Source organism: Enterococcus sp. FSL R5-0957, from assembly GCF_038008005.1.
Taxonomy (GTDB): Bacteria; Bacillota; Bacilli; order Lactobacillales; family Enterococcaceae; genus Enterococcus_B; species Enterococcus_B faecium.
On the sequence record NZ_JBBOYG010000001.1, the window covers coordinates 1,722,617 to 1,744,710 of the forward strand.

Consider the following 22,094-nt stretch of genomic DNA (forward strand, 5'->3'; position numbering starts at 1 on the left):
CTCCTCTTTCTGATCGTTCTTTTTTCAACTCGATTCTATCATACTATGTTTGTCTTGGGTACTGAATCAGGAAAAATGGCTGGATCTTTTTTTGCTCTCAAGGCACTCAAAATAGAGACCGTATCCACGACTTCTTGCAAAACAGCTCCGAATAATGCGGGGATTAGTCCCGTACTTGCAATTAACATCAAAAAAATACAAATAAAGATGCCAATCAGTACAGATTGTTTCGCTATTCTCATCGTATCTTTTGAGATCACTACTGCTTTTGCTACACGTAAAAGATCATCTTTCAAGATGACCGCATCTGCACTTTCACTAGCAGCTGTAGAACCATGAGCTCCCATTGCAATGCCGATATCTGCAGCAGCAAGTGCTGGTGCGTCATTCACGCCGTCTCCTACCATCGCAACAGGTCTTTGATCTTTAGGGATACTTTCTAAAATAGTCAGTTTATCTTGAGGCAAGCAACGGGCATGTACAGAATCTAATTGGACTTTTTCTGCAATCGTTTGAGCAATGGCAGATCCATCCCCGGTGATCATCATCAAATTTTTCACATCAAGTTTTCTTAGCTCCTTGATTGTCTTTGCTGCTTCTGGGCGAATCTGATCCGAAAATAGGATCGTTCCTGCAAAAGATCGATCAATTGTTACATAGATTGCTGTATTGGACGTTTCTATTTCTTCAGCTGAAACAAAAGAGGCACGTCCAATCTTTACTTCATGATTATTGACTACTGCTTGGATTCCTTGACCGGTCACTTCTTTCAGTTGACTAACAGGATACAGTTGGCTGTTTTTCACGTTGTTCACTAACGAACGAGCTAAGATATGGCTAGATTCCTGTTCTGCACTAGCTGCATACAGAAGTAGCTCTTCTTTTTTTATTCCATTGACTGGCTGAATCGCCTCTACTTCCAATATCCCTTTGGTAAGCGTTCCTGTTTTATCAAAAGCAATCGTTTTTGTACGTGCGAGCTTTTCAATCGTTGTTCCAGTTTTTACAACGATCCCGTTTTTACTTGAACGGCTCATTCCTGCAACTAAAGCAATGGGCGCAGCTAGAATCAGTGGACAAGGTGATGCCACTACCAGTACCTCAGCAAATCGTAAAGGGTCTTTTGAGAACCACCAAGAAATACCACCGATCAAATAAGCAATCAACGTGAAAGGGACTGCATAACGATCAGCTAAACGGACAAATCGGGCAGGCTTTTCTTTTGATTCTTCGACTAGTTTAATAATCATTTGATACTGGCTGTCTGCGGCACGTTTTTCAGCGATCATTTGGATCGATCCGTCTCCATTTAAAGACCCTGACATAATCTGATCTCCAGGTTTCTTGGTTTCCGGGCGGGACTCACCTGTCAAAGAAGATTCATCGACCGAAGATTCTCCTTTGGTCACTCGACCATCTGCGGGTACAAGTTCGCCAGGCTTGACTAGTAACTGGTCATCAATATTTATTTCATCGATTACTATATCCTGCAATTTTCCTTCTTTGAATCGATGGGCAATTCTTGGGGTGTTATCTAACAAAGACTGCAGTTCTTTACCCGCTCGTTTATTCGCGTAATCCTCTAGACTATCTCCGCCCGTAAGCATGATCAATATCATCAAACTAGCCCAGTATTCTTTGACGGCTAATGTTGCAAGGATTGCGGTAATCGCTAATACATCTACGCCATATCTTCCTGAACGTAACGTCTTGATCATTTCCAAAAACATCAAGAAGGCGAGAATCCCTCCAGTAAATGCGACAATCGCAAATGCAAGGGCCGGCTGGTGAAAAACAAATTCACTTAATAAAGCTATCCCACCAATAAGCAAAGTAAGTAAAAATTTTTTGAAATGTGTCATTGTTTTTTCTCCTCTTTTATGTGACTTAGAGAGGTTAGTAATAAATTTCCAGCTGCCTCTTTCATCTTAAGCATAGTCCTTGACTAGCACTTTTTAAAACAATAGGCCTTAATTGAAAACAACTATCACTATCAGCGTTTCCAAAATTCATCAGTTCTACAAACAAAAATATTCAGCAAGGATTATTTTTTGATTCATCAGTTAAAAAGTACCTTTTTTCGAAAAACTATGCTATACTTTTAATTCGTTATTTACGGCGGAAGGAGCAAACATGCGATGAATGAGAAACAACTAGAACAAACGCACGTGGATGAAACGATCGAACTAATCCAGATCGAACAAAATATGCTGGATACAAAACAACAAGAATTGACTCAGGAAATGAATCATTCGACAAAAGACACAGCTAATCACAAGATTCGAGCTGGTTCCAATGAAGCTTTTTATGAATCTGCTGTTGAATATCGCCAACATGAGCAGGAATTGCTTTTGAAATACCATACTCTTGAAGCACAGCAAAAACGCCTGCAAACGTTGTCTGTCATGAAAGATAGTCCTTATTTTGCCCGTATCGACTTTAAAGAAGACCGTGAAACAGAAACATTATATCTAGGTATCGCTTCTTTAAGAGATCTGGCAGAAGAAACAATCGTTATTGACTGGCGCGCACCAATTGCCAATCTTTATTATGAAGGTGAGATTGGTCCCGCATTTTATGAAACTGAAACAGATAGAATAGATGTCGATCTGCAGTTGAAACGACAATTTAAAATCCAAGAAGGACGTATTTTATCTATGGTAGATACGTCGGAAGTAATCAATGATGACTTTTTGCTAGAGATATTGGATGAATCATCAAGCAACCATATGAAAAACATCGTCTCTACGATACAAAAAGCACAAAATGCAATCATTCGGGACACAACAAGTAAAGTGATGCTGATTGAAGGAATCGCCGGAAGTGGAAAGACATCCGCTTTGCTTCAACGTATTGCTTTTCTGTTGTATCATAATCGCAAGTGGCTAGAGGCTGAAAATGTTCTTCTATTTTCACCCAACCATTTGTTTTCTGATTACATCTCGACTGTATTGCCTTCATTAGGTGAAAGCGGCGTGCCTACACAGACATTCAAAAATTATTTGGTGCAGCTGCTGCCAGAGTTTTCTTTACTAGATGAACAGCAACAAGAAAGTGGGTTTTTGCTAGGGGAAAAAGATCCGATACAAGTGATGAAAAGCGGATTGACCTTAGTCGATCAGATTGATCGCTATATCCAAGGCATCACAAACTACGGTCCCTTGTTCCGTGATATGAAAATAAATGGCCGTACGATCCTATCAAAGGAATCGATTCGCCAATGGTATAAAGAAACAAATGAACAATTACCTTTACATCATAGACTCTCTCTATTACAAACGAAGCTCCTGAAAAAATTAGGCGGTCTGCAAAAAGACGAAACACGTCAGCAATGGGTCAAAGATCTGGCGGAAGAACAGCTCCAAGAACTATACGCAACAGATCCAAATCTTGAATATACAGAACAAAAGGAGCGTTCATTACGTAAAAAACTGGCCAACCATATCGTACGTAAAAGATTCCGTCGAATCCATCGAGGGATCATGAATTATCAATTTGTCAATATAACGAAACAATATCTCCACTTTCTACAAACTGTGCCACTTTCTCTTCTAACACGACATAAAATCAGTGAGACCAGATGGCAGGAACATTTGACAACTGTTCGTACACACTTGCGTCAAAGAGAATTGCGTCAAGAGGATGCTGTACTATTCTTTTTACTGATGCGCCGAACATATCCAGTGACGGTTACACACAAAGCTCGCTATATCTTTATTGATGAAATGCAGGATTTCGCACCATCACAAGTGGCATTGCTGCAAGCCTTGTTCCCAAAAGCAAATTTGACTTTCTGTGGAGATCTAAATCAAAATGTCTTTGGAAATGAAACGATCGTTGGATCATTGGAAGACCTTTTCGTGGACCGTGAAGTCACTCGTTTCCAATTAACGACAAGCTATCGCTCCACAAAAGAAATCACTGATTTTGCTAATCATTTTATTGTGAAAGAACATCAAGTAGAAACAACAGCAAGAAAAGGAGACCTTCCTTTGCTCATCCAAGGAACAACAGATGATATCAAATTGAATTGGTTAGCAGATACCATTCGAATGACTCAGGGAAAAGCCCGGTATTGGCGTACAGCAATCATAGCTAAAACACAAGAAGAATGCGAAGCTCTTTATGCTCAACTGCCAGACGAGTTGAAACAACAAGTCCAGCTGATTTTAAATGAGAGTGACTTTATGAAACGTTCCATTATTTTACTTCCAGCCTTTTTAGCAAAAGGTCTGGAGTTTGACCGAGTTTTCTTGTGGGATGTAGATGCAGAACATTTTTCTTCTCAGCAAGACAAATTGATCCTTTACACCATGTGTACACGTGCGATGCATGAATTGACCCTTTTTACCTCCAATAATGAAAGTCCTTTGTTAAACAATATGGATATTTCATCTTATGAGAAAAAAGTACTGTAAGTAAAAAGACAACTGCTATCATTAATGTTAGCAGTTGTCTTTTTATTTACAATAATAATTGCAGAAAAAGTAATTCAATCATTTAAGATCATTTATTCTATATATAAATCCAAATCTGTTTCAGGATATTTTAATTTGACAAGCGAAATAATCATTTTCAGTTCTTCCATGTTTTCTGGATATTCTGGGTCAAATACCTTGCTATGACGGCCAATCCCGCCATTGTCGATCAATCGGTAAATTCGATTCCATTCAATGAACTGGTCAATTGATTGGAAATTGCTGATTGGATAGCCGCCACAATCCAAAATCTCTGATACACGAAATGCTAGGTATGCACTATCGATCACTTTATTTTTTTTCGTGTCTATCTTCTCATTTCTTTCGATAAGAATTTTTTCAGGACGATGTTTCAAGCTCCACTCTAATAGTAGAAAGAAAGCCTCCATCCGATACTCTTCTTCAAATAACCGAAAGGCTGAATCAGAACGACGAAAAAGCAGCGGAATCAAATATTTTTGTCTATAAATCAGCATTGGTGCGCGGTCCACCATACACTCTAAATAACGGTTCAGATACCCTGTACCGACATAGTTTCCTAATCGATAGCCTTCAACGCCGAATCTTGCGTATTTTTGCGCTAATTTTGAACAATCAGTTACGTTCACAGCTAACTCTTCTACTTTGCGGTAACCGCTTAAGATACGTTCAAAAGGTTCTAAAGTGATTTTTGCTTCCATATTCTTCCCCGTCCATCTTCCACATACTTCATATCATTTCACATGATACTTATGCTCTCATCATACCACAGGTTGAATTAGAAAAGAAAATAAATCACACAAAAAAGCAAGACAATCTGTTAGTGAGATTGTCTTACTTTTCGAAAAAGACTGAATACTTTTCGTTAAAACTGGTTGCTTAGTCTTCTAATGCCACATTATGGAACACATGCTGTACATCTTCTAGATCTTCCAGTGCATCAATCATTTTTTCAAATGTTTCTTGATCTTCTGGAGATAGTGTTACCTCGTTTTGAGGGATCATTTGGATCTCAGCGATTGAAAAATCAGTGATTCCTTTTTCTTTTAATGCTTCTTGTATACTATGGAAATCCGCTACTTCACCGTAAACGATGATTTGTCCTTCTTCTTCCATTACATCGCGAACATCGATGTCTTTTTCCATTAGATATTCAAGGATCTCATCAGCGTCTTCTCCTGCAAAAGCAAAGATTGCTGTATTGTCAAACATGTAAGAAACCGCTCCGGAAACACCCATGTTCCCGCCATTTTTCCCAAATGCTGCCCGTACGTCTGCTGCTGTTCGATTCACATTGTTCGTCAATGTATCAACAATCACCATTGAGCCGCTTGGTCCAAATCCTTCATAGCGCAATTCAGAGTATGTTTCATCTCCTGCACCTTTTGCTTTTTCGATTGCTCGGTCAATAATATGTTTTGGTACATTATAAGTTTTAGCGCGATCAATGACGAAACGTAGTTTTTGGTTTGCATGCGGATCAGGATCACCTGATTTTGCTGCCGCGTAGATTTCAATCCCAAATTTTGCATAAATCCGGCTATTATTAGCATCTTTAGCAGTTTTCTTTGCTACGATATTTGCCCATTTACGTCCCATATTTTCACTTCGCTTTCTGATTTGATAGTTTCATAACGCAAAAACGTCCTGTTCCATTATACTTGTGAATCACGATTCTGTGAAGCTTTTTTTCTTTCTTCCTTCATTCTTCTCATTTTTAGTCAATTATCTATACTCGGATTGGGATTTGCCCGAAATTCTGTTCCGGAATATTGCCTCCCAATTGATAGATTTGATCACTTCTAACTAACAGTTCCGCTTCTTGTGCCTCTTTTTTTCCGATTCGGGAATAAATAGAAATCTCTTTTTTTTCTTTTAAGAATCTTCTTCCAGCATCGGTAAATCCAAGTAGTCGAAGATAATTTTTATTTTGTTGGACAGGAATCTCTTGCTTTTTGATATTCAGCAAGACATAACAAGATAATCGTTGGATCCGTGTCCATGTATATCTTTTTGTTTTTACCTTTGACACAAAATCCTCAAAACTATCAGCAGTTGCAGCTGCTGTTTTCATGCGCGATTCTATTCCTTCGGTCATCTGATAGATATCTGTCAGTTCCAGCAAAGTAGAAGATAACAACCGATAACGCAAATACGGCCAATAAGATTCCCAAGTCTGCAGCGAACAAGTTGAAAGATCTTCTTCTGTCTGAGGCGGCACAAGTCCAGCTATTCTTTTTCCTTCTTCTAACGCATGGCGAATGGCTGTTGCACTGGCTATCCTCTGATCTGTGATGATTTTTTCATGATAGCCTGCACTTTTACGTCGGATCGGATGTAATTCCATAGGGTGGACATACTTGGCATTTTCCTTTGCATAACTTAATCCCAAGATATGATTTGGCGAAGAAAAATCAAGCGTAATATCTGGATACAGACTGCGAAAAACCTCAGTCATTTTTTGCGGATAACTATACGTTTGATCAGACAGTTCTTGAAATGCCTCTTCTATCCTATCTTGATTCTCTTGGACAAAGCGTCCGAAACTGCTGTAATCAAACGAAGTCTCTTCTTCTGTTCCAAAACACAAACTGTCACAGTCCAGTGTTTGCAAGATTTTTACTGCACCTTTAGCAAAATAGTCAGCTGACTGAACCGCCCATTCGACGGGAAGCTCCACTACTAAATCCACACCATTTTGTAAAGCTTCATTCGCGCGATGCCATTTATCGATGATAGCCGGTTCGCCTCGTTGCAAAAAATTCCCGCTCATTACAGCAATGACGACCTCTGCTCCTGTTGTTTTTCGTGCCATTTCCACATGATAGCGATGTCCATTGTGAAAAGGATTGTACTCTACGATAATCCCGCAGCTTTTCATGCGCATCCTCCTTCATAGTTATCGATAAAAAAGAAATAGAGACAAGTAAAAAAAGGCAAAAATCGGAAAAAATACCCGAACTATATAAACTATTCTCGCAAACACAATACTTCTGCGACGAAAAGCTGCACTGCAAGAGCAATGCCTATATCGTTCGGATATATAATTTATGTTGAAGATTTATTCTTTTCTTGTTAACTCGAGCAGGCAAAACCGCTAGTCTTTGTATGCTACAAAAAACCAGCGCTTTGATTTCTCTGATGCTGCTTCGTCTGTAAAATCAGAAAATGCTTCGACTTTCGAAAAGCTGCTGTTTTCCAGCATTCTTAAATAACTTTCCAATGGATAGGTACGCTCTTGATGTAGTTCATCTTCACGAATAAATCGACCAGACCCTTCTTGTTCTTCAACGAAAAAGGTAAGAAAATGTTCGATGCTGTGTTTCTCGCTTCCTGGATAACTATCCCACAAAAAAGCAAAATTATCCCCTTGATAATGATAGCTATATTCTGGAAAAACTTCATCTACTTGATAGGTGGAGTGTACGTCAAATAAAAATCGGCCATTTTCTTCTAACGCTTGATAGACTTCATCAAACACTTGCTGTACCTCTTGTCTATTTTTCATATAGCACAGCGAATCAGAAAAACAGGTAATTGCCTGATATTGTCCGATTTCTGATAAATCGAGCATACTGCCTTCCACAAATTGGATCGATGCGTCTTCTTCATATGCTCGCTGGCTGGCAATCATCAACATCTCTTCTGAAAGGTCTAACCCTGTCACTTTATATCCATCTTTTGCAAAGGCAACCGCTAATGCTCCAGTACCGCATGCCAGTTCCAAAATATTTTTTGTGTCTTCTTGTAAATGACGTTTCGAAAAAGCTAGCCATTGCTGATAAAGTGTTTCGTCCATCACTTCATCGTAAATGAAAGCAAATGTTTCATAAGCCATATGTTAATCCAACCATTCACTAAGATCGACTAGCGGAGCATCTGACCATAGTTTTTCCAGATTATAGAAACTTCGTTCTGGTGCATGGAAAACATGTACGATCACATCTCCAAGATCGATCAATACCCATTTTCCGCCTTCTTTTCCTTCAATACGTTTTACTTCATATTTGTTTTCTTCTTCTTTATCAATGATTTCTTCTGTAATTGCGTTGATTTGACGTTCGCTATTTGCTGAACAGATCATGAAATAATCTGCCAACAAGGAAACATTTCGAACGTCTAAAGCGATAATGTCTTCTGCCCGTTTTGAATCTGCTGCTTCAACCGCAATTTTTAATTGTTCTTTACTATCTATGATGATTTCCTCCTAATATGAGCAGCTTATTTTTTTGCTACCCAGTAATTATATGTTTCGATTGTTTTTGGATAAATCTGTTGTTCTTGCGCAAGCAAATGGGCCAATGTATGTTTTGTTTCAAATGCTACAGCTTCGTCTAGATCAGCCCATGCAATGGCTCGTGCATCTTGTACCCCAGGAAAATCTCGACCTGGTTCAATATAGTCTGCTACATAAATGATTTTGTCAAGGAGACTCATCTTAGCAGCCCCAGTCGTATGCACCCGGATTGCATGAAGAATCTCTGCATCGGTGATTCCTAATTCCCGCTCTACAAACGAAGCGCCAACAAGACCATGCCAGATTGCATTATTATAATTCAATAACTCTGGATCAAAACCGTCTCTTACGATTACCATTTTGAACTCCTCATCTGGTCGTTCTTTTGCATAATCATGTGTCAATGCAGCAATACTAGCTTTTTCAGGAGAAGCACCGTATTTTTTGGCAAGAGCCACGGCTGTTTCTTCTACTCCAAGCACATGCTTGAAGCGTTGTTCGCTCATTCTCATCTGTATTTTTTGCATCAGGTTTTCTCTAGAATAAGCAGTATATTCATTACTATAGTCCATATTCATACAACCCTTCATTTTGAATATAATCAATTACTTTATCTGGAACAAGGTAGCGGATAGAACAGCCTTCTTTGATCTTTTGACGTATTTTCGTGGAACTGATGTCGATCTCAGGTACATCTACCCAAATTACAGGATATGGAGTATCCGTTGTGTATCCTGGTCGACGTATACCCACAAAGTTGACCATAGAAGTCAGCTCATCGATTTTATACCATTTTGGCAAATATTCTACCATATCCCCACCGATAATAAAGTAATAATCTGTATCCGGATTGTTTTGCGTCAATTCCTTCATAGTATCATAGGTGTAACTTTTCCCACCACGAGCTAATTCAATCGTTTCAATCTGCAAAAAAGGATTGTCTTCCACAGCTAATTCCAACATGTTGAGTCGATGTTTTGCATCAATCGTCTGTTTCTCATCAACATGAGGTGGCTGATAAGAAGGCATCAAAAATACGCGGTCAAGACCTAAATTCCGGCCAGCTTGTTCAGCCATCACTAAATGTGCAAGGTGAACGGGATTGAATGTTCCGCCCAAGATCCCTACTTGCTTTTTCTTCTCTAAGAATTGAGGCATTTCTTCAGGAAATAATTGTGAACGAACAAATGTCTTAGCTTGCGTATTCATCATGGTCACTCCTTATATTGCTTTTACTTCTTTTGATAGCCTTTGATACTTTTCTTTTGTGGAAGGTTTGTATAATACGATAACACGTCCAATGATTTGGACGATTTCGCAATCTATTTCTTTTTCTAATACTTGAGCTGCTTCTTCTGCAATCTCATCTGTATTTTGAAGTAACGATACTTTGATCAGTTCTCTTTTTTCTAAAGCTTCTTCAATTTGAACGATCATTGCTGAATTGATCCCACCTTTTCCGATTTGAAAAATCGGCTGAAGATGATGCGCTTGGCTACGTAAAAAACGCTTTTGTTTTCCTCTTAAACTCATTATTTTCCTTCTTCCTTAAATCAATGCTTTGCGTTTCAATACATCTACACCCTTTGGCGCCCAGCCCGCAATTACTGCTGGCGCTGTTACAGTGATCCAGCCTAGACCGGCAAAAACGATGTCTGTTTTTTCTTTCACAGAAAACTCAAAACGAACAAGCTCCGGAAATGCCTCGACTTCATCAGGACGAGGAGGCTGTAATAATCCACCTACATGTTTTTGATAAAATTCGTCTGCTTTTTCCAGTTTTGTTCGATGAATATTTACATCATTTGACACATAAGCAATAAATGAAGCACGATTGCCGCTGATAAAATCAAATCTTGCAAGTCCGCCCAAGAAAAGTGTTTGCCCTTCATTCAGCTGATAAACTTTAGGTTTGATTTCTTTTAACGGTGCAATGATCCGCAAATCTTTTTTACCTAAGTAGTGCGCCATTTGATGGCGATGGATAATTCCCGGTGTATCAATCAAAAAATGCCCGTCATCTAAAGGAATCTCGATTTTATCCAAGGTCGTTCCTGGAAACTGCGAAGTTGTGATTACATCTTGTACTCCCGCTGTATTTTTGATGATTTGATTGATAAGCGTCGATTTTCCGACATTTGTTACTCCGACGATATAGACATCCCGTCCATCGCGGTATTCTTCGATTTTTTCTAATAGTTCCGTCATCTCATGAGATTTCTTAGCACTAGTTAATAATACATCTACTGGACGAATTCCTGCTTCGTAAGCACGTTCCTTCATCCATTGTGTTAATTTAGTTTTTTTCAATGATTTAGGTAATATATCCACTTTGTTCCCAACTAAAAGTACTGGATTATCACCGACAAAACGGTGTAGTCCTGGGATTAGTGAACCATTGAAGTCAAAAATATCCACCACATTGACGATCAATGCATCTTTTTGCCCTAATTCATTCAGTAAGCGCAAAAAGTCGTCATCCGTCAATGAGACATCTTGGATCTCATTATAATGGCGTAATCTGAAACAACGCTGACAATAGACTTCCCCGGAAGCTAAACCTTTTTCCAAAGCCGTTTGCGGCGTGTATCCTAATTCACCGGGTTTGTTTGTTTGTATAACGGCACCACAGCCGATACATTGTAATTCTTCTGTCATTCGATTCCACCTCGCCAGCCCATATCAGGGTGTTTTGCTAATAGATAGGCCATAATTCTTTTTTCCCAAAAACGATTAAATTGTGTCTTCCAACTATCTGTTGCGATAATGGGTTTTACAAGGATGCTACGTATCCCTGCACGATTGGCTCCACGTATATCAGTCATAATCTGATCGCCTACCATTACTATCTCATCATCTGCTAAATCCAATTGTTTCTTTGCTATGTTGATCCCTCTTGCTAAAGGTTTCATTGCTCGTGCAACATACAAAAGATCAAATTTTTCAATCGCTCGCGCGACACGTTTTGAATTATTGTTTGAAACAACAACAACAGGGATTCCTGCATTTTTCATTTCTAAAATCCAAGTAAGCAACTCTTCTGTTCCATCTGGATTATTCCATGCAATCAACGTATTGTCTAAATCGGTCAATACTGCTTTGATGCCTAGATTCTTTAATTGGGCAGGTGTAATCTGATAGATGGCTTCTACCATCCATGTTGGTTTGTAATTTGAAAACATGCTGTCTCCTCATCTGCAAAAAATGAAGGAGCACATAAAGTACTCCTCAACCCCGTATTATACTGCATATCAGCAAAAAAAACTACCTCTATACTCGTTCGTCTTTCAGAAAAAGTATTTCTTTACAAAATGATCAAAAATAAAGATTGATCACAGAAAAATTTAGAAACAAAAAACAACTAAGCGAGCAAGAACCATTCTTTACTCTTTGCTTAGTTGTTAAACACCTAATATTGGCGGAACCTCTTGTATCGTTTTTCCAGTAATTCATGCTGGTCGAATCGAACAAGTTCCGTCAATCTTTCAATCAACGCTTTTTTCATAATGTGTGCGACTTTATATCGTGGCAACTGCTCGCCGTTGAACGTTTCAGGAATAACTCGATCAACGATTCCTAACTCGCGTAGTTCTGGCGCAGTAATTTTCATCAACTCAGCTGCTTCTGCGGCGCGACTACCGTCTTTCCACAAAATCGACGCAAATCCTTCTGGAGAAAGCACAGCATAAATCGTTTCTTCCAGCATCCAGACTTCATCCGCTAAACCTAGAGCAAGGGCACCGCCACTTCCACCTTCACCAATGATGATGGCGATGATCGGTACCTTTAAATCAGACATTTCGAGCAGATTTCTGGCAATAGCCTCTCCTTCGCCGCGCTCTTCTGCTCCTACACCGCAATATGCACCTGCTGTATTGATCAAGGTAATCACCGGTCTATTGAACTTTTCCGCTTGTTTCATCAGTCGTAAAGCTTTTCGATAGCCTTCAGGATGGGGAGAACCAAAATTTCTGCGGATATTTTCCTGCAGATCCCGTCCTTTTTGAATACCGATCACTGTTACCGGTTTGCCATCTAATCGAGCGATTCCACCAACAATCGCTTCGTCATCTGCAAACAAACGATCACCATGGCATTCCTCGAAAGAATCGAAGATCTCTTCAAAAAAATCCAAGCTTGTCCATCGTTCTTTAGCTCTTGCTAACTGAACGACATCATGTGCTGTCTTATCCACGATCTATCCATCCTTTCTGTGTATGCAATTCAAGAAGCGTATGGATTTTCTGCTTCAATTCCATGCGGGGAACAATCTGATCGACAAAACCATGAGATAATAAGAATTCAGCCTTTTGGAAATCTTCTGGAAGTTCCTGCTTGATCGTCTGTTCGATGACGCGTCTTCCAGCAAAACCGATCAAGCTTTGGGGTTCTGCTAGAATGATATCGCCTTCCATTGCAAAACTGGCAGTTACTCCTCCGGTCGTCGGGTCCGTTAAAACAGTTAGATAAAAAAGACCTTCATTGCTATGCCGTTTGACAGCAGCAGAGATTTTTGCCATCTGCATTAGAGAAAAGATTCCTTCTTGCATCCGTGCGCCACCTGAAGCTGTGAACAAGACGACTGGAAGACTTTCCTTTGTTGCTCGTTCGAATAATCTGGTGATCTTTTCTCCGACAATCGTTCCCATACTTCCCATGATAAAATTAGGATCCATCACTCCAATAATGAAGGGAATCCCCTGAATGGTTGCTTTACCAGTGAGGACTGCTTCATGAAGTCCTGTTTTATCTTGCATTTTTTTAATTTTTTCCGTATATTCGGGAAATGCTAGCGGATCTTTGGTTACAAGATCCGTATCCCATTCTTCAAAACTTTTTTCATCAATAATCAAAGCTAGACGCTGCCATGCACCGATTCGAAAAGCGTATCCGCAATGAGGGCATACTTTTTCTTCACCGATGTCTTTCGTATAAAGGATATGTTTGCAATTTGGACACTTTGCCCACATGTTATCAGGAACAGATGGCGAGTTAGCAGGTTTGCTCTCTCTATTAGGATTGATCCGAATATATTTCTTTTTCTTAAACAGAGCCATCTATGCGCCTCCTATCTCCGTTTCTGGTGTCCAATTCGGTAAAAATTCTTCTTGTAAAAATGCTGTGCTGTAATCACCTGCTATGACTGCAGGATGACTAATCAAATCCATCTGAAATTCTGTGTTCGTGATGATTCCTTCTGTGATAAATTCACTTAAGGCTCGCTGCATCTTCATTAATGCTTCAAAACGCGTATTTCCATGGACGATTATTTTTGCAATCATTGAATCATAATATGGCGGGATCGTATATCCCGGGTAAACTGCACTGTCTACTCGCAGTCCCATCCCACCTGCTGGAAGCAGTAAGTTTTGGATCTTCCCTGGAGAAGGAGCAAAATGGAAAGCAGGATTTTCTGCATTAATCCGACATTCGATTGCGTGTCCTTGGAATACTACTTCTTCTTGACACACATTCAAAGGCTCACCGGCTGCTATCTCCACCTGTTTTTTTACTAAATCGATTCCTGTGACCATTTCTGTTACTGGATGTTCCACTTGGATTCGAGTATTCATTTCCATGAAATAAAAATCGCCTTCTTCATCTATCAGAAACTCGATCGTTCCGGCATTTTCATAATTGACTGCTTTAGCTGCTCGAACAGCAGCGTCTCCTAGTGCTTCTCTTTTTGTTTGTGAGATCACTACAGAAGGAGATTCTTCCAGTACTTTTTGATTGTTGCGTTGTAAAGAACAATCTCGCTCACCTAAATGAATGACATGACCAAATCGATCACCTAAGATCTGAACTTCTATATGGCGAGCAGGATAAATGATTTTTTCCAAATACATATCATCATTTCCAAATGCCGCTGCTGCTTCTTGCTGAGCTGAAGAAAAATGCTGTGGGAGCTCTTCTTTTGATTGAACTTTCCGAATGCCTTTCCCGCCACCACCTGCAGCTGCTTTCAGCATCACTGGATAACCAATTCTGTCTGCTATTTCCAATGCTTCTTCTACTGTAGATAATACACCAGTACTTCCTGGAATGACTGGGACATTTGCTTCTTGCATCAATTGACGCGCATTGATCTTATTTCCCATTGCATCGATCGTTGCACTTTTAGGACCAATAAATGTGATATTGCACTCTTCACACATGGAGGCAAATCGGCTATTTTCAGATAAAAAACCAAATCCTGGATGAATTGCTTCGGCTTTTGTCACGATTGCAGCGCTCAGTACTTCCTGAACATTCAGATATGAATCAACGACTTTTGCCGGGCCAATGCAGATTGCTTCATCTGCTAACTGTGTATGAAGTGCTTCGGCATCTGCTTCTGAATATATCGCTACGGTTTGGATCCCTAGTTCGCGGCATGCACGAATGATACGTACAGCGATTTCACCGCGGTTAGCTATCAATACTTTAGAAAACATATTTCACCTATCCAATCATAAAGGTTAATTCCGCTTCGGCTACTTTTTTACCGTCTACTTTAGCGATTCCTTTGCCTATTCCGGCTGAAGCTTTCACTTTCAATATCTCAACTTCAAGGTATAAGGTATCTCCCGGTGTAACTTTCTTACGGAATTTTGCTTTGTCCAATCCGCCGAAATAAGCCGTCTTTCCCTTGAATTGTTCAAGAGAAAGTAATGCAACTGCTCCTGCTTGAGCCATTGCTTCAACAATCAATACCCCTGGCATAACAGGTTCTTCTGGAAAATGTCCTTGAAAAAAGGGCTCATTGATCGTTACATTTTTCTTAGCAACGATCCGTTCTCCTTCAACCATTTCTTCCACTCGATCAATCAAAAGCATTGGATAACGATGTGGAATGATTTCTTTTATTTCTTGTATGTTCATTGATTTCCCTCTTTCCTGCTTTGCTTATTTTTGCTGAATCCTAAAGAGTGGCTGTCCATATTCGACAACTGACTCGTTTTCTACAAGGATTTCTGTGATCACTCCGTCGGCCTCACTAGTTATCTCATTCATCAGTTTCATCGCTTCAATAATGCAGATAACTTCTCCTTTGGCAACTTGATCACCTACTTTTTTGAAAGCTGGTTTGTCGGGCGCCGGTTGCAGATAAACGATTCCCACGATTGGCGAAACAACCTCGATTCCATCAAATACTGCCGATTCTTTTTCTTTCATTGTTTCTGGAGCAGTTGTTGCTTGTTCAGGTATGACATTGACTGGCTCCGAAACTGGCAACGTTTCGTTTGTTTGAACCATATTCATGCCTCGACTTGTTTTATTTTTATTCATATACAATTCAAATTGACCTTCACGCAAATCGAATTCCGTTAGCGAGGATTGATCAAATTGACTGACTAATTCTCTGATTTCATTGATATCCAAAATTATTCCTCCCAGCGTTTCATGCACAGAACCGCATTATGTCCGCCAAACCCTAATGAATTACTCATTGCATAAGTAAAACTTGCAGGTTTGCTTTCGTTTTTGACAACTGTCAAGTCAATCTCAGGATCTTGTTTTTCTACATTGATCGTAGGCGGGATAAATTGATGTTCTAATGCCAGCAAAGTTGCCAAGGCTTCGATCCCGCCGGCTGCTCCCAATAAATGTCCAGTCATCGATTTCGTGCTGCTGACGTAAGTATCTCTGAAATTTTTACCTAATGCGATTTGGATTGCTTTTGCTTCTGCCTGGTCATTGGCTGGTGTACTTGTTCCGTGAGCATTGATATATCCGACTTGTTCCGGCTGTACACCAGCTTCTTCCATCGCAAGCTTCATTGCTTTAGATGCACCAGAACCATCTGGAGTAGGAGCTGTCATATGGTAAGCGTCACAGTTTGCACCGTATCCAACGATTTCTCCATAGATTTTGGCACCGCGAGCTTGTGCATGTTCTAAAGATTCAAGAACTAGAACGCCTGCTCCTTCACCCATCACAAAACCATTCCGATTTTCGTCAAACGGAATCGAACCACGATTAGGATCAGTTGATTCTGAGAGTGCTGTTAAAGCTGCAAATCCAGCAATCCCCATCTCACAAATCGTTGCTTCTGTTCCTCCAGCAAGAATGACATCAGAATAGCCATGTTTGATGTTACGGAATGCTTCCCCAATTGAATTCGTTCCGCTAGCACAAGCTGTTACGATAGCTGTACAAATACCTTTTGCACCTACGCGCAAAGCAATATTTCCAGCTGCCATGTTGGCAATCGCCATTGGTACGAACATTGGAGAAACTCGTTTTGCACCTTTTTCATGTAGACGAATAACTTGGTTTTCGATTGTTGGAAGACCACCGATCCCAGATCCGATGATGACGCCAAACCGGTCTTGATTCATTTTTTCCTTATCTAAACCGCTCATCTCCATTGCTTCTAAAGCAGCGTAGATTCCATAGATCGAAAACATATCCATTCGTTTGCTATCTTTTTTAATAAAATATTTATCGTAAGGGAAATCTTTGACTTCACCCGCTAAGGTAATCCCTGTTTCTGAAGCATCAAATTTAGTGATCGGTGCGATGCCATTCGTACCCTCTTTTAAGCTATTCAAAAAGCTGTCTGCGTCATTTCCAATAGGTGAAGTGACTCCATAGCCAGTAATTACCACTCGATTCATTTGTTTGCTCTCCTTTTCTTATCCGTGCATGACCAATCCGCCATCGACATTGATGACTTGTCCGGTGATATATGGATTTTGTGCTAAGAAAACTGCTGTTTGTGCAATATCTTCTACTTGTCCGAAACGCTGCATCGGAATTTGCTTTTCCGCTTGTTCCTTGACTTTGTCTGCTAAAACTTCCGTCATATCAGTTGTGATGAATCCTGGCGCAATGGCATTACATGTAATGCCTCTAGTTGCAGCTTCTCGTGCCACAGATTTTGTTAATCCTACTACGCCAGCTTTACTAGCTGCATAATTTGCTTGACCAATATTTCCAATCAACCCAGATACACTAGAGAGATTAATGATGGCCCCTTCTCGCTGCTTCATCATTTTTTTCAAAACGTGTTGCGTCATATTGAAGGTACCGATCAAATTGATATCCAGACATTTTTTGAAATCTTCTGCATCCATTCGCATCACAAGTTTGTCATTTGTGATTCCGGCATTGTTTACTAAGATATGGATCGATCCAAGCTTTTCTTCTGCTTCTTTGATCATTTGTCCTGCTTTCTCATAATCAGAGATGTCACCGGAAACTCCTATGCATTTTACACCGAATGCTTCGATTTCTTCTATCTTTTCTTTTGGAATCTCTCCGCGACCATTCAAAATGATATTTGCTCCAGCTTTTGCAAAAGCTAAGGCCATCGCTTTGCCGATTCCTCTTGTACTACCTGTGATAAATACATTTTTTCCTTTTACATCCATAACGTTCCTCCTTATAGTATTGCTATTGTTTCATCAAATGTCTGCTTATTCTCAACACGCAGAACTGGTATTGTTTTATCGATTTTTTTCATAAATCCGCTTAATACTTTTCCGGGGCCGACTTCGATGACTTGTTCGATGCCGATTGTTTTTAACTTATGGATACTCTCATAGAAACGAACAGGTTGCATGACTTGCTGTTCAAGTAGTCCCGCGATTGTTTCTTTCTTCATTATTTCCGTTGTTGTGTTGCTTATGATAGGAAAAGAAGGTTCAGAGAATTGAATCTGACTTAGGTCCTTCGCCAGTTTTTTTGATGCTGGTGCTAAAATAGCTGTATGGAAAGGTCCACTGACATTTAGTGGGATCATCCTTTTGATTCCTTTTTCTTTTAAGAGCAAAACAGCTTCATCTACGGCTTTTTCTTCGCCACCGATCACGATCTGCTGAGGTGTATTGTAATTAGCAGGAGACACGATGCCGTACTTGCTTGCTTCATGACAGCTTTCCTCAATCGTCTCAATCGGTGCATTCATTACTGCGACCATTTTTCCGCTTCCAGCTGGGGCAGCTTCCGTCATATAAGCGCCTCTCTTTGCTACTAGTGCAACGGCTTCAGTGAAGGATAACGCATCACTGGCTACTAATGCCGAATATTCTCCTAAACTCAGTCCTAAAGCTGCATCTGGGACGATTCCATGCTCCTTCAATAAGCGATAATACGCAATGCTGACTGTTAGAATAGCTGGCTGTGTATATTGTGTCTGATCCAAACGTTCATTTTCTGAAAAGCAGAGGTCGGCCATATCGTAGCCGAGAATCTCACTTGCTTCATCAAATGTCTGCTTTACAACGGCTTCTTCATATAAATCTTTTCCCATACCTTGATATTGTGCACCTTGGCCACTAAATAAGAATGCTGTTTTCATGTTTTTCTCCAATATATCCAGAATATATGTTTGATTCTTCCTATTCAAAAAGGCCGAGACATTCCTATTTCAGGAAATGTCCCAGCCCCCAACCTAATTTTAATGATTATGCAGTTTGTTTTTCTACGTAAGTCACTAAATCTTGAACCGTTTTGATTCCGTCTTCTGTTTCGATTTTCACGTCAAATTCATCTTCAATTTCATTGATGATTTGGAATAAATCCAAGCTGTCAGCTTCTAAGTCTTCTTGGATGTCAGTAGTCAATTTGATTTCTTCAGTTTCTTTTCCTAATTCTTCTGCGATGATTTCTTGAATTTTTTCGAATACCATAATAATATATTCCTCCGATATTGTTTGCTTTTTATTTTTATAATTTAACAGTCTACAACTCCATGAGAATACTTCCCCATGTTAAACCTCCGCCATAGCCTGTAAATATTACTTTCTGCTGTTTTCCCAAGGTGATCTTTCCACTAGAAACTGCTTCATCCAATAAGATAGGGATGCTTGCAGCAGATGTATTCCCATATTTATCCATATTGGTCAGGAACTTTTCTTGCGGCATCTTTACTTTTCGGGCAATTTTCTCAATAATTCTGAGGTTTGCCTGATGCAAAAGCAGATAATCAACTGGTTTGTCTTTCATGACTTCTTGGATATTGTTTGCAACGTCTCGTACGGCAAAATCAAAAATATCTCTGCCAGTCATTTGCAAATAATACGAACCTTCTGAATCTTCTGAATAGAACGGATTTTTATTTTGCTGGTAGCCAGCGGTCAATGAGCTACTTCTGGTACCGTCAGCTGCTAATTTTTCTTTCAGCAATTTTTTCTGTGGATTCGCTTCTAAGAGAATTCCACCTGCTCCATCGCCAAACAACACAGCAGTCGTACGATCAGACCAATCGATTAGCTTAGATAGTGTTTCACCACCAATCACCAGTCCCTTAGTTGAGCCGCAGCGGATCATTTTTTCAGCCATGCTTAACGCATAAACAAATCCTGAGCACGCAGCACTGATATCAAAAGCGATAGCATGAGTTGCTCCCAATTTCCCTTGTACTTGTGCTGCTACAGATGGTGTCGTGTAATCGGGCGACATTGTTGCTACTAAAATAAAATCCAAATCTTTAGGGTTTAGATTTTTCTGTTTTATCAATTTTTCCGCCACTAAAATGCATAAATCAGAAGTCTCATGATTTGTTACACATCTTCGTTCACGAATACCCGTCCTTGACGAAATCCATTCATCAGAGGTATCCATCATCTTGGAAAGATCATTATTAGTAATAATCTTTTCAGGAAGGACGCTGGCTGTTGCAGTAATCATTCCAAATTGTTCCATTAAATACCCTCACTTATAGTCTTGCAAGAAGTCGTGCAAGTTTTTCAGTGCATCCAGCAAGGCATGCTGTTCCTCCGTAGCCATTCCGTCTAAGATGTTCTTGACCATTTCACGATGAAAATGCTGATGGACCCGAAATAGTAACTTTCCTTTTTTCGTTAGTCCCAACTTTACAACGCGGCGGTCATCTTCACTGCGGATACGTTCGACATAGCCTTTTTTTACTAACTTGTTAATAGCAGTGGTCAAGGTCCCAACAGTAATTGATAGTTCTTTGGCTACTTCTGAAGTTGTTTTTTTCTTGTACATCCCGATTGCCTCGATCGTGTGCATCTCTGTGATTGACAGATCTTTGAATTGAGATTTTTTCAGCTCAGACTCTTCGATTGTCAAAATATCATTGAAGACACTAACAAGATAATCATTTACTGTTTTTAAATCTGGTTCCATGTTCCACCGTCCACTAATTAGTTTGATTATCAAATCTTTTGATGTTCAAACTATATCTTAACTTTTTTCAAAATGCAACCTTAAAAGATCATTTTTTTACTATATGAGCTTTTTTTAAGATTTTACTCATTTAAAACAACTGATAAATCAGCATTTATAATTTCTTTTATTAGAAAAATCATCTATCTCACATATTTTGATTATCAAAGTATTTTCTGTGAACAGAACTATAGAATTCCCTAAAACTTGTCCATTATTTCAAAATTTGTTATAGTCTTTTTATTCAAAGCGTAAAAGGAGATCCTATGTTAAAAGAAAAAATGAAAACTCTCCCCATGCTGCCGGGTGTCTATCTTATGAAAGACCGAGATGGTAAGGTCATCTATGTTGGTAAAGCAAAACGGCTCAAAAATAGAGTAAGCAGCTATTTTCATCAGAATAAACAGCATTCAAAAAAAGTATTACGTATGATTTATCATATAACAGATTTTGATTTCGTCGTAGTAGACACGGAATTAGATGCTTTATTGCTCGAGTGTCAATTGATCCAACATTACCGTCCTTTTTATAACCGACAAATGAATTATTTCAGTAATTATAATTATGTACATATTACCAATAAGGGATTTGTATTAACAGATACTCCTACGGCTCGAACATACGGGCCTTTTCGTCTCTATAAAAAAATGCCGTCTATTTTGCGTATAATGGAAGAAACTTATCAAATGCCTTGGTTGTCTGAAATTAGTTTGTTAGCTTTGCGAGTCCAGTTTCCTGACCTACAGGAAATGACTTTTGAACAGAAAAAAAAGGAACTCCAAGGGCTGTTTCAAGGCCGAAATAAAAAGCTACTGACTTACTTGAAAAAAAGACAACAACATTTCATCTATCAGTTGAATTTCGAAAAAGCCGGTATGCTTCAAAAAGATATCGAATTAGTTACTTATTTTATTAGACGGATCCAGGAACAAAAGCAGTTTTTAAGAACACCATCGCTCACCTTCAGCATGCCATTAGCAGCAGATGAGAGTCAGAAAAAGCACTACCTCGTTTGTTATGGTCAACTTGCAGAAACAATGATTGCCTCTGGTGACGTTTCTCCTGACTTCTATTATGAAAAGAAAGAAGCTCATTTATCTTTGAAACGTCAATTGTCAAAAGAAGAAATCGATCCTGTACAAATCTTGATCAGTTACCGCAAAAAATTAGAAAAAGAACAGTTTGAAATTGAACTGTTAAACAAAAAAGAAGCTGAAAAGCAACTAAATTAGTTGCTTCTCGGCTTCTTTTAGGCATCTTCAACTTCAAATGTCAAT

At 39.4% G+C, this 22,094-nt stretch carries 24 protein-coding genes; 2 read left to right on the top strand and 22 right to left on the bottom strand.

Going from position 1 to position 22,094, the window contains the following annotated elements:
• Positions 1–38: 38 nt before the first annotated feature.
• Positions 39–1,862: a heavy metal translocating P-type ATPase gene (locus MKX69_RS08335; protein WP_002339670.1), complete on the bottom strand. Its 1,824-nt coding sequence runs from the start codon at positions 1,860–1,862 to the stop codon at positions 39–41.
• A gap of 276 nt (positions 1,863–2,138) precedes the next feature.
• Here MKX69_RS08335 and helD point away from each other — a divergent pair, with 276 nt between their 5' ends.
• The gene (gene helD, locus MKX69_RS08340; protein WP_341009746.1) at positions 2,139–4,418 is read left to right on the top strand and encodes an RNA polymerase recycling motor HelD; all 2,280 of its coding nucleotides are present in this window, start codon (positions 2,139–2,141) and stop codon (positions 4,416–4,418) included.
• A gap of 92 nt (positions 4,419–4,510) precedes the next feature.
• Here the strand turns inward: helD and MKX69_RS08345 are convergent, their stop codons facing one another.
• The 21 genes from MKX69_RS08345 to fabT form a co-directional block, all read right to left on the bottom strand.
• Positions 4,511–5,158, bottom strand: coding sequence for a hypothetical protein (locus MKX69_RS08345; RefSeq protein ID WP_002319388.1), 648 nt, complete (start codon positions 5,156–5,158; stop codon positions 4,511–4,513).
• Between the two features lie 178 nt (positions 5,159–5,336).
• A complete protein-coding gene (locus MKX69_RS08350) occupies positions 5,337–6,056 on the bottom strand; it encodes a YebC/PmpR family DNA-binding transcriptional regulator (RefSeq protein WP_002287641.1) in 720 nt (239 codons plus the stop codon).
• Between the two features lie 130 nt (positions 6,057–6,186).
• The gene (locus MKX69_RS08355; RefSeq protein WP_002339668.1) at positions 6,187–7,338 is read right to left on the bottom strand and encodes a nucleotidyltransferase; all 1,152 of its coding nucleotides are present in this window, start codon (positions 7,336–7,338) and stop codon (positions 6,187–6,189) included.
• A gap of 216 nt (positions 7,339–7,554) precedes the next feature.
• Entirely contained in the window at positions 7,555–8,295 is a 741-nt protein-coding gene (locus tag MKX69_RS08360; RefSeq protein ID WP_341009749.1) for a class I SAM-dependent DNA methyltransferase, read from the bottom strand.
• Between the two features lie 3 nt (positions 8,296–8,298).
• On the bottom strand, positions 8,299–8,658 hold the full coding sequence (rsfS, locus tag MKX69_RS08365; protein ID WP_077940756.1) for a ribosome silencing factor: 360 nt from the start codon (positions 8,656–8,658) through the stop codon (positions 8,299–8,301).
• Between the two features lie 20 nt (positions 8,659–8,678).
• Positions 8,679–9,272: a bis(5'-nucleosyl)-tetraphosphatase (symmetrical) YqeK gene (gene yqeK / locus MKX69_RS08370; RefSeq protein WP_002287635.1), complete on the bottom strand. Its 594-nt coding sequence runs from the start codon at positions 9,270–9,272 to the stop codon at positions 8,679–8,681.
• Positions 9,256–9,906: a nicotinate-nucleotide adenylyltransferase gene (locus MKX69_RS08375; RefSeq protein WP_002287632.1), complete on the bottom strand. Its 651-nt coding sequence runs from the start codon at positions 9,904–9,906 to the stop codon at positions 9,256–9,258. The genes yqeK and MKX69_RS08375 overlap by 17 nt, the downstream gene beginning before the upstream one ends.
• 9 nt (positions 9,907–9,915) lie before the next feature.
• A complete protein-coding gene (yhbY, locus tag MKX69_RS08380; protein WP_002290852.1) occupies positions 9,916–10,227 on the bottom strand; it encodes a ribosome assembly RNA-binding protein YhbY in 312 nt (103 codons plus the stop codon).
• 15 nt (positions 10,228–10,242) lie between these two features.
• Positions 10,243–11,352, bottom strand: a complete 1,110-nt coding sequence (yqeH, locus tag MKX69_RS08385) for a ribosome biogenesis GTPase YqeH (protein WP_002295377.1) — start codon at positions 11,350–11,352, stop codon at positions 10,243–10,245.
• Positions 11,349–11,876 (bottom strand): YqeG family HAD IIIA-type phosphatase, encoded by a 528-nt coding sequence (locus tag MKX69_RS08390; protein ID WP_002287626.1) that lies wholly within the window; start codon positions 11,874–11,876, stop codon positions 11,349–11,351. The genes yqeH and MKX69_RS08390 overlap by 4 nt, the downstream gene beginning before the upstream one ends.
• A 227-nt stretch (positions 11,877–12,103) precedes the next feature.
• Complete coding sequence (locus MKX69_RS08395) at positions 12,104–12,889, bottom strand: acetyl-CoA carboxylase carboxyl transferase subunit alpha (RefSeq protein WP_002290847.1); 786 nt, start codon at positions 12,887–12,889, stop codon at positions 12,104–12,106.
• Positions 12,882–13,751 (bottom strand): acetyl-CoA carboxylase, carboxyltransferase subunit beta, encoded by an 870-nt coding sequence (accD, locus tag MKX69_RS08400; RefSeq protein WP_002287623.1) that lies wholly within the window; start codon positions 13,749–13,751, stop codon positions 12,882–12,884. The genes MKX69_RS08395 and accD overlap by 8 nt, the downstream gene beginning before the upstream one ends.
• Positions 13,752–15,131, bottom strand: coding sequence for an acetyl-CoA carboxylase biotin carboxylase subunit (locus MKX69_RS08405; RefSeq protein ID WP_341009753.1), 1,380 nt, complete (start codon positions 15,129–15,131; stop codon positions 13,752–13,754). It abuts the gene before it with no gap.
• A 7-nt stretch (positions 15,132–15,138) separates the two neighbouring features.
• Entirely contained in the window at positions 15,139–15,558 is a 420-nt protein-coding gene (fabZ, locus tag MKX69_RS08410) for a 3-hydroxyacyl-ACP dehydratase FabZ (RefSeq protein WP_002287621.1), read from the bottom strand.
• A gap of 24 nt (positions 15,559–15,582) precedes the next feature.
• Positions 15,583–16,059 (bottom strand): acetyl-CoA carboxylase biotin carboxyl carrier protein, encoded by a 477-nt coding sequence (accB, locus tag MKX69_RS08415; protein WP_002290844.1) that lies wholly within the window; start codon positions 16,057–16,059, stop codon positions 15,583–15,585.
• Between the two features lie 2 nt (positions 16,060–16,061).
• Positions 16,062–17,297 (bottom strand): beta-ketoacyl-ACP synthase II, encoded by a 1,236-nt coding sequence (gene fabF / locus MKX69_RS08420; RefSeq protein WP_002339665.1) that lies wholly within the window; start codon positions 17,295–17,297, stop codon positions 16,062–16,064.
• A gap of 18 nt (positions 17,298–17,315) precedes the next feature.
• On the bottom strand, positions 17,316–18,053 hold the full coding sequence (gene fabG, locus MKX69_RS08425; protein WP_002339664.1) for a 3-oxoacyl-[acyl-carrier-protein] reductase: 738 nt from the start codon (positions 18,051–18,053) through the stop codon (positions 17,316–17,318).
• An 11-nt stretch (positions 18,054–18,064) separates the two neighbouring features.
• Positions 18,065–18,982, bottom strand: a complete 918-nt coding sequence (fabD, locus tag MKX69_RS08430) for an ACP S-malonyltransferase (protein WP_341009755.1) — start codon at positions 18,980–18,982, stop codon at positions 18,065–18,067.
• Positions 18,983–19,088: 106 nt separating this feature from the next.
• Positions 19,089–19,313 (bottom strand): acyl carrier protein, encoded by a 225-nt coding sequence (locus tag MKX69_RS08435; RefSeq protein ID WP_002287614.1) that lies wholly within the window; start codon positions 19,311–19,313, stop codon positions 19,089–19,091.
• Positions 19,314–19,365: 52 nt separating this feature from the next.
• Positions 19,366–20,328 carry a beta-ketoacyl-ACP synthase III gene (locus tag MKX69_RS08440; RefSeq protein ID WP_131774350.1) on the bottom strand — a complete coding sequence of 321 codons (963 nt, stop codon included), beginning with the start codon at positions 20,326–20,328 and terminating at the stop codon, positions 19,366–19,368.
• Between the two features lie 9 nt (positions 20,329–20,337).
• Positions 20,338–20,778 carry a fatty acid biosynthesis transcriptional regulator FabT gene (gene fabT, locus MKX69_RS08445; RefSeq protein WP_002287610.1) on the bottom strand — a complete coding sequence of 147 codons (441 nt, stop codon included), beginning with the start codon at positions 20,776–20,778 and terminating at the stop codon, positions 20,338–20,340.
• 305 nt (positions 20,779–21,083) lie between these two features.
• Here fabT and MKX69_RS08450 point away from each other — a divergent pair, with 305 nt between their 5' ends.
• On the top strand, positions 21,084–22,049 hold the full coding sequence (locus MKX69_RS08450; RefSeq protein WP_258430284.1) for a GIY-YIG nuclease family protein: 966 nt from the start codon (positions 21,084–21,086) through the stop codon (positions 22,047–22,049).
• Positions 22,050–22,094: the final 45 nt, after the last annotated feature.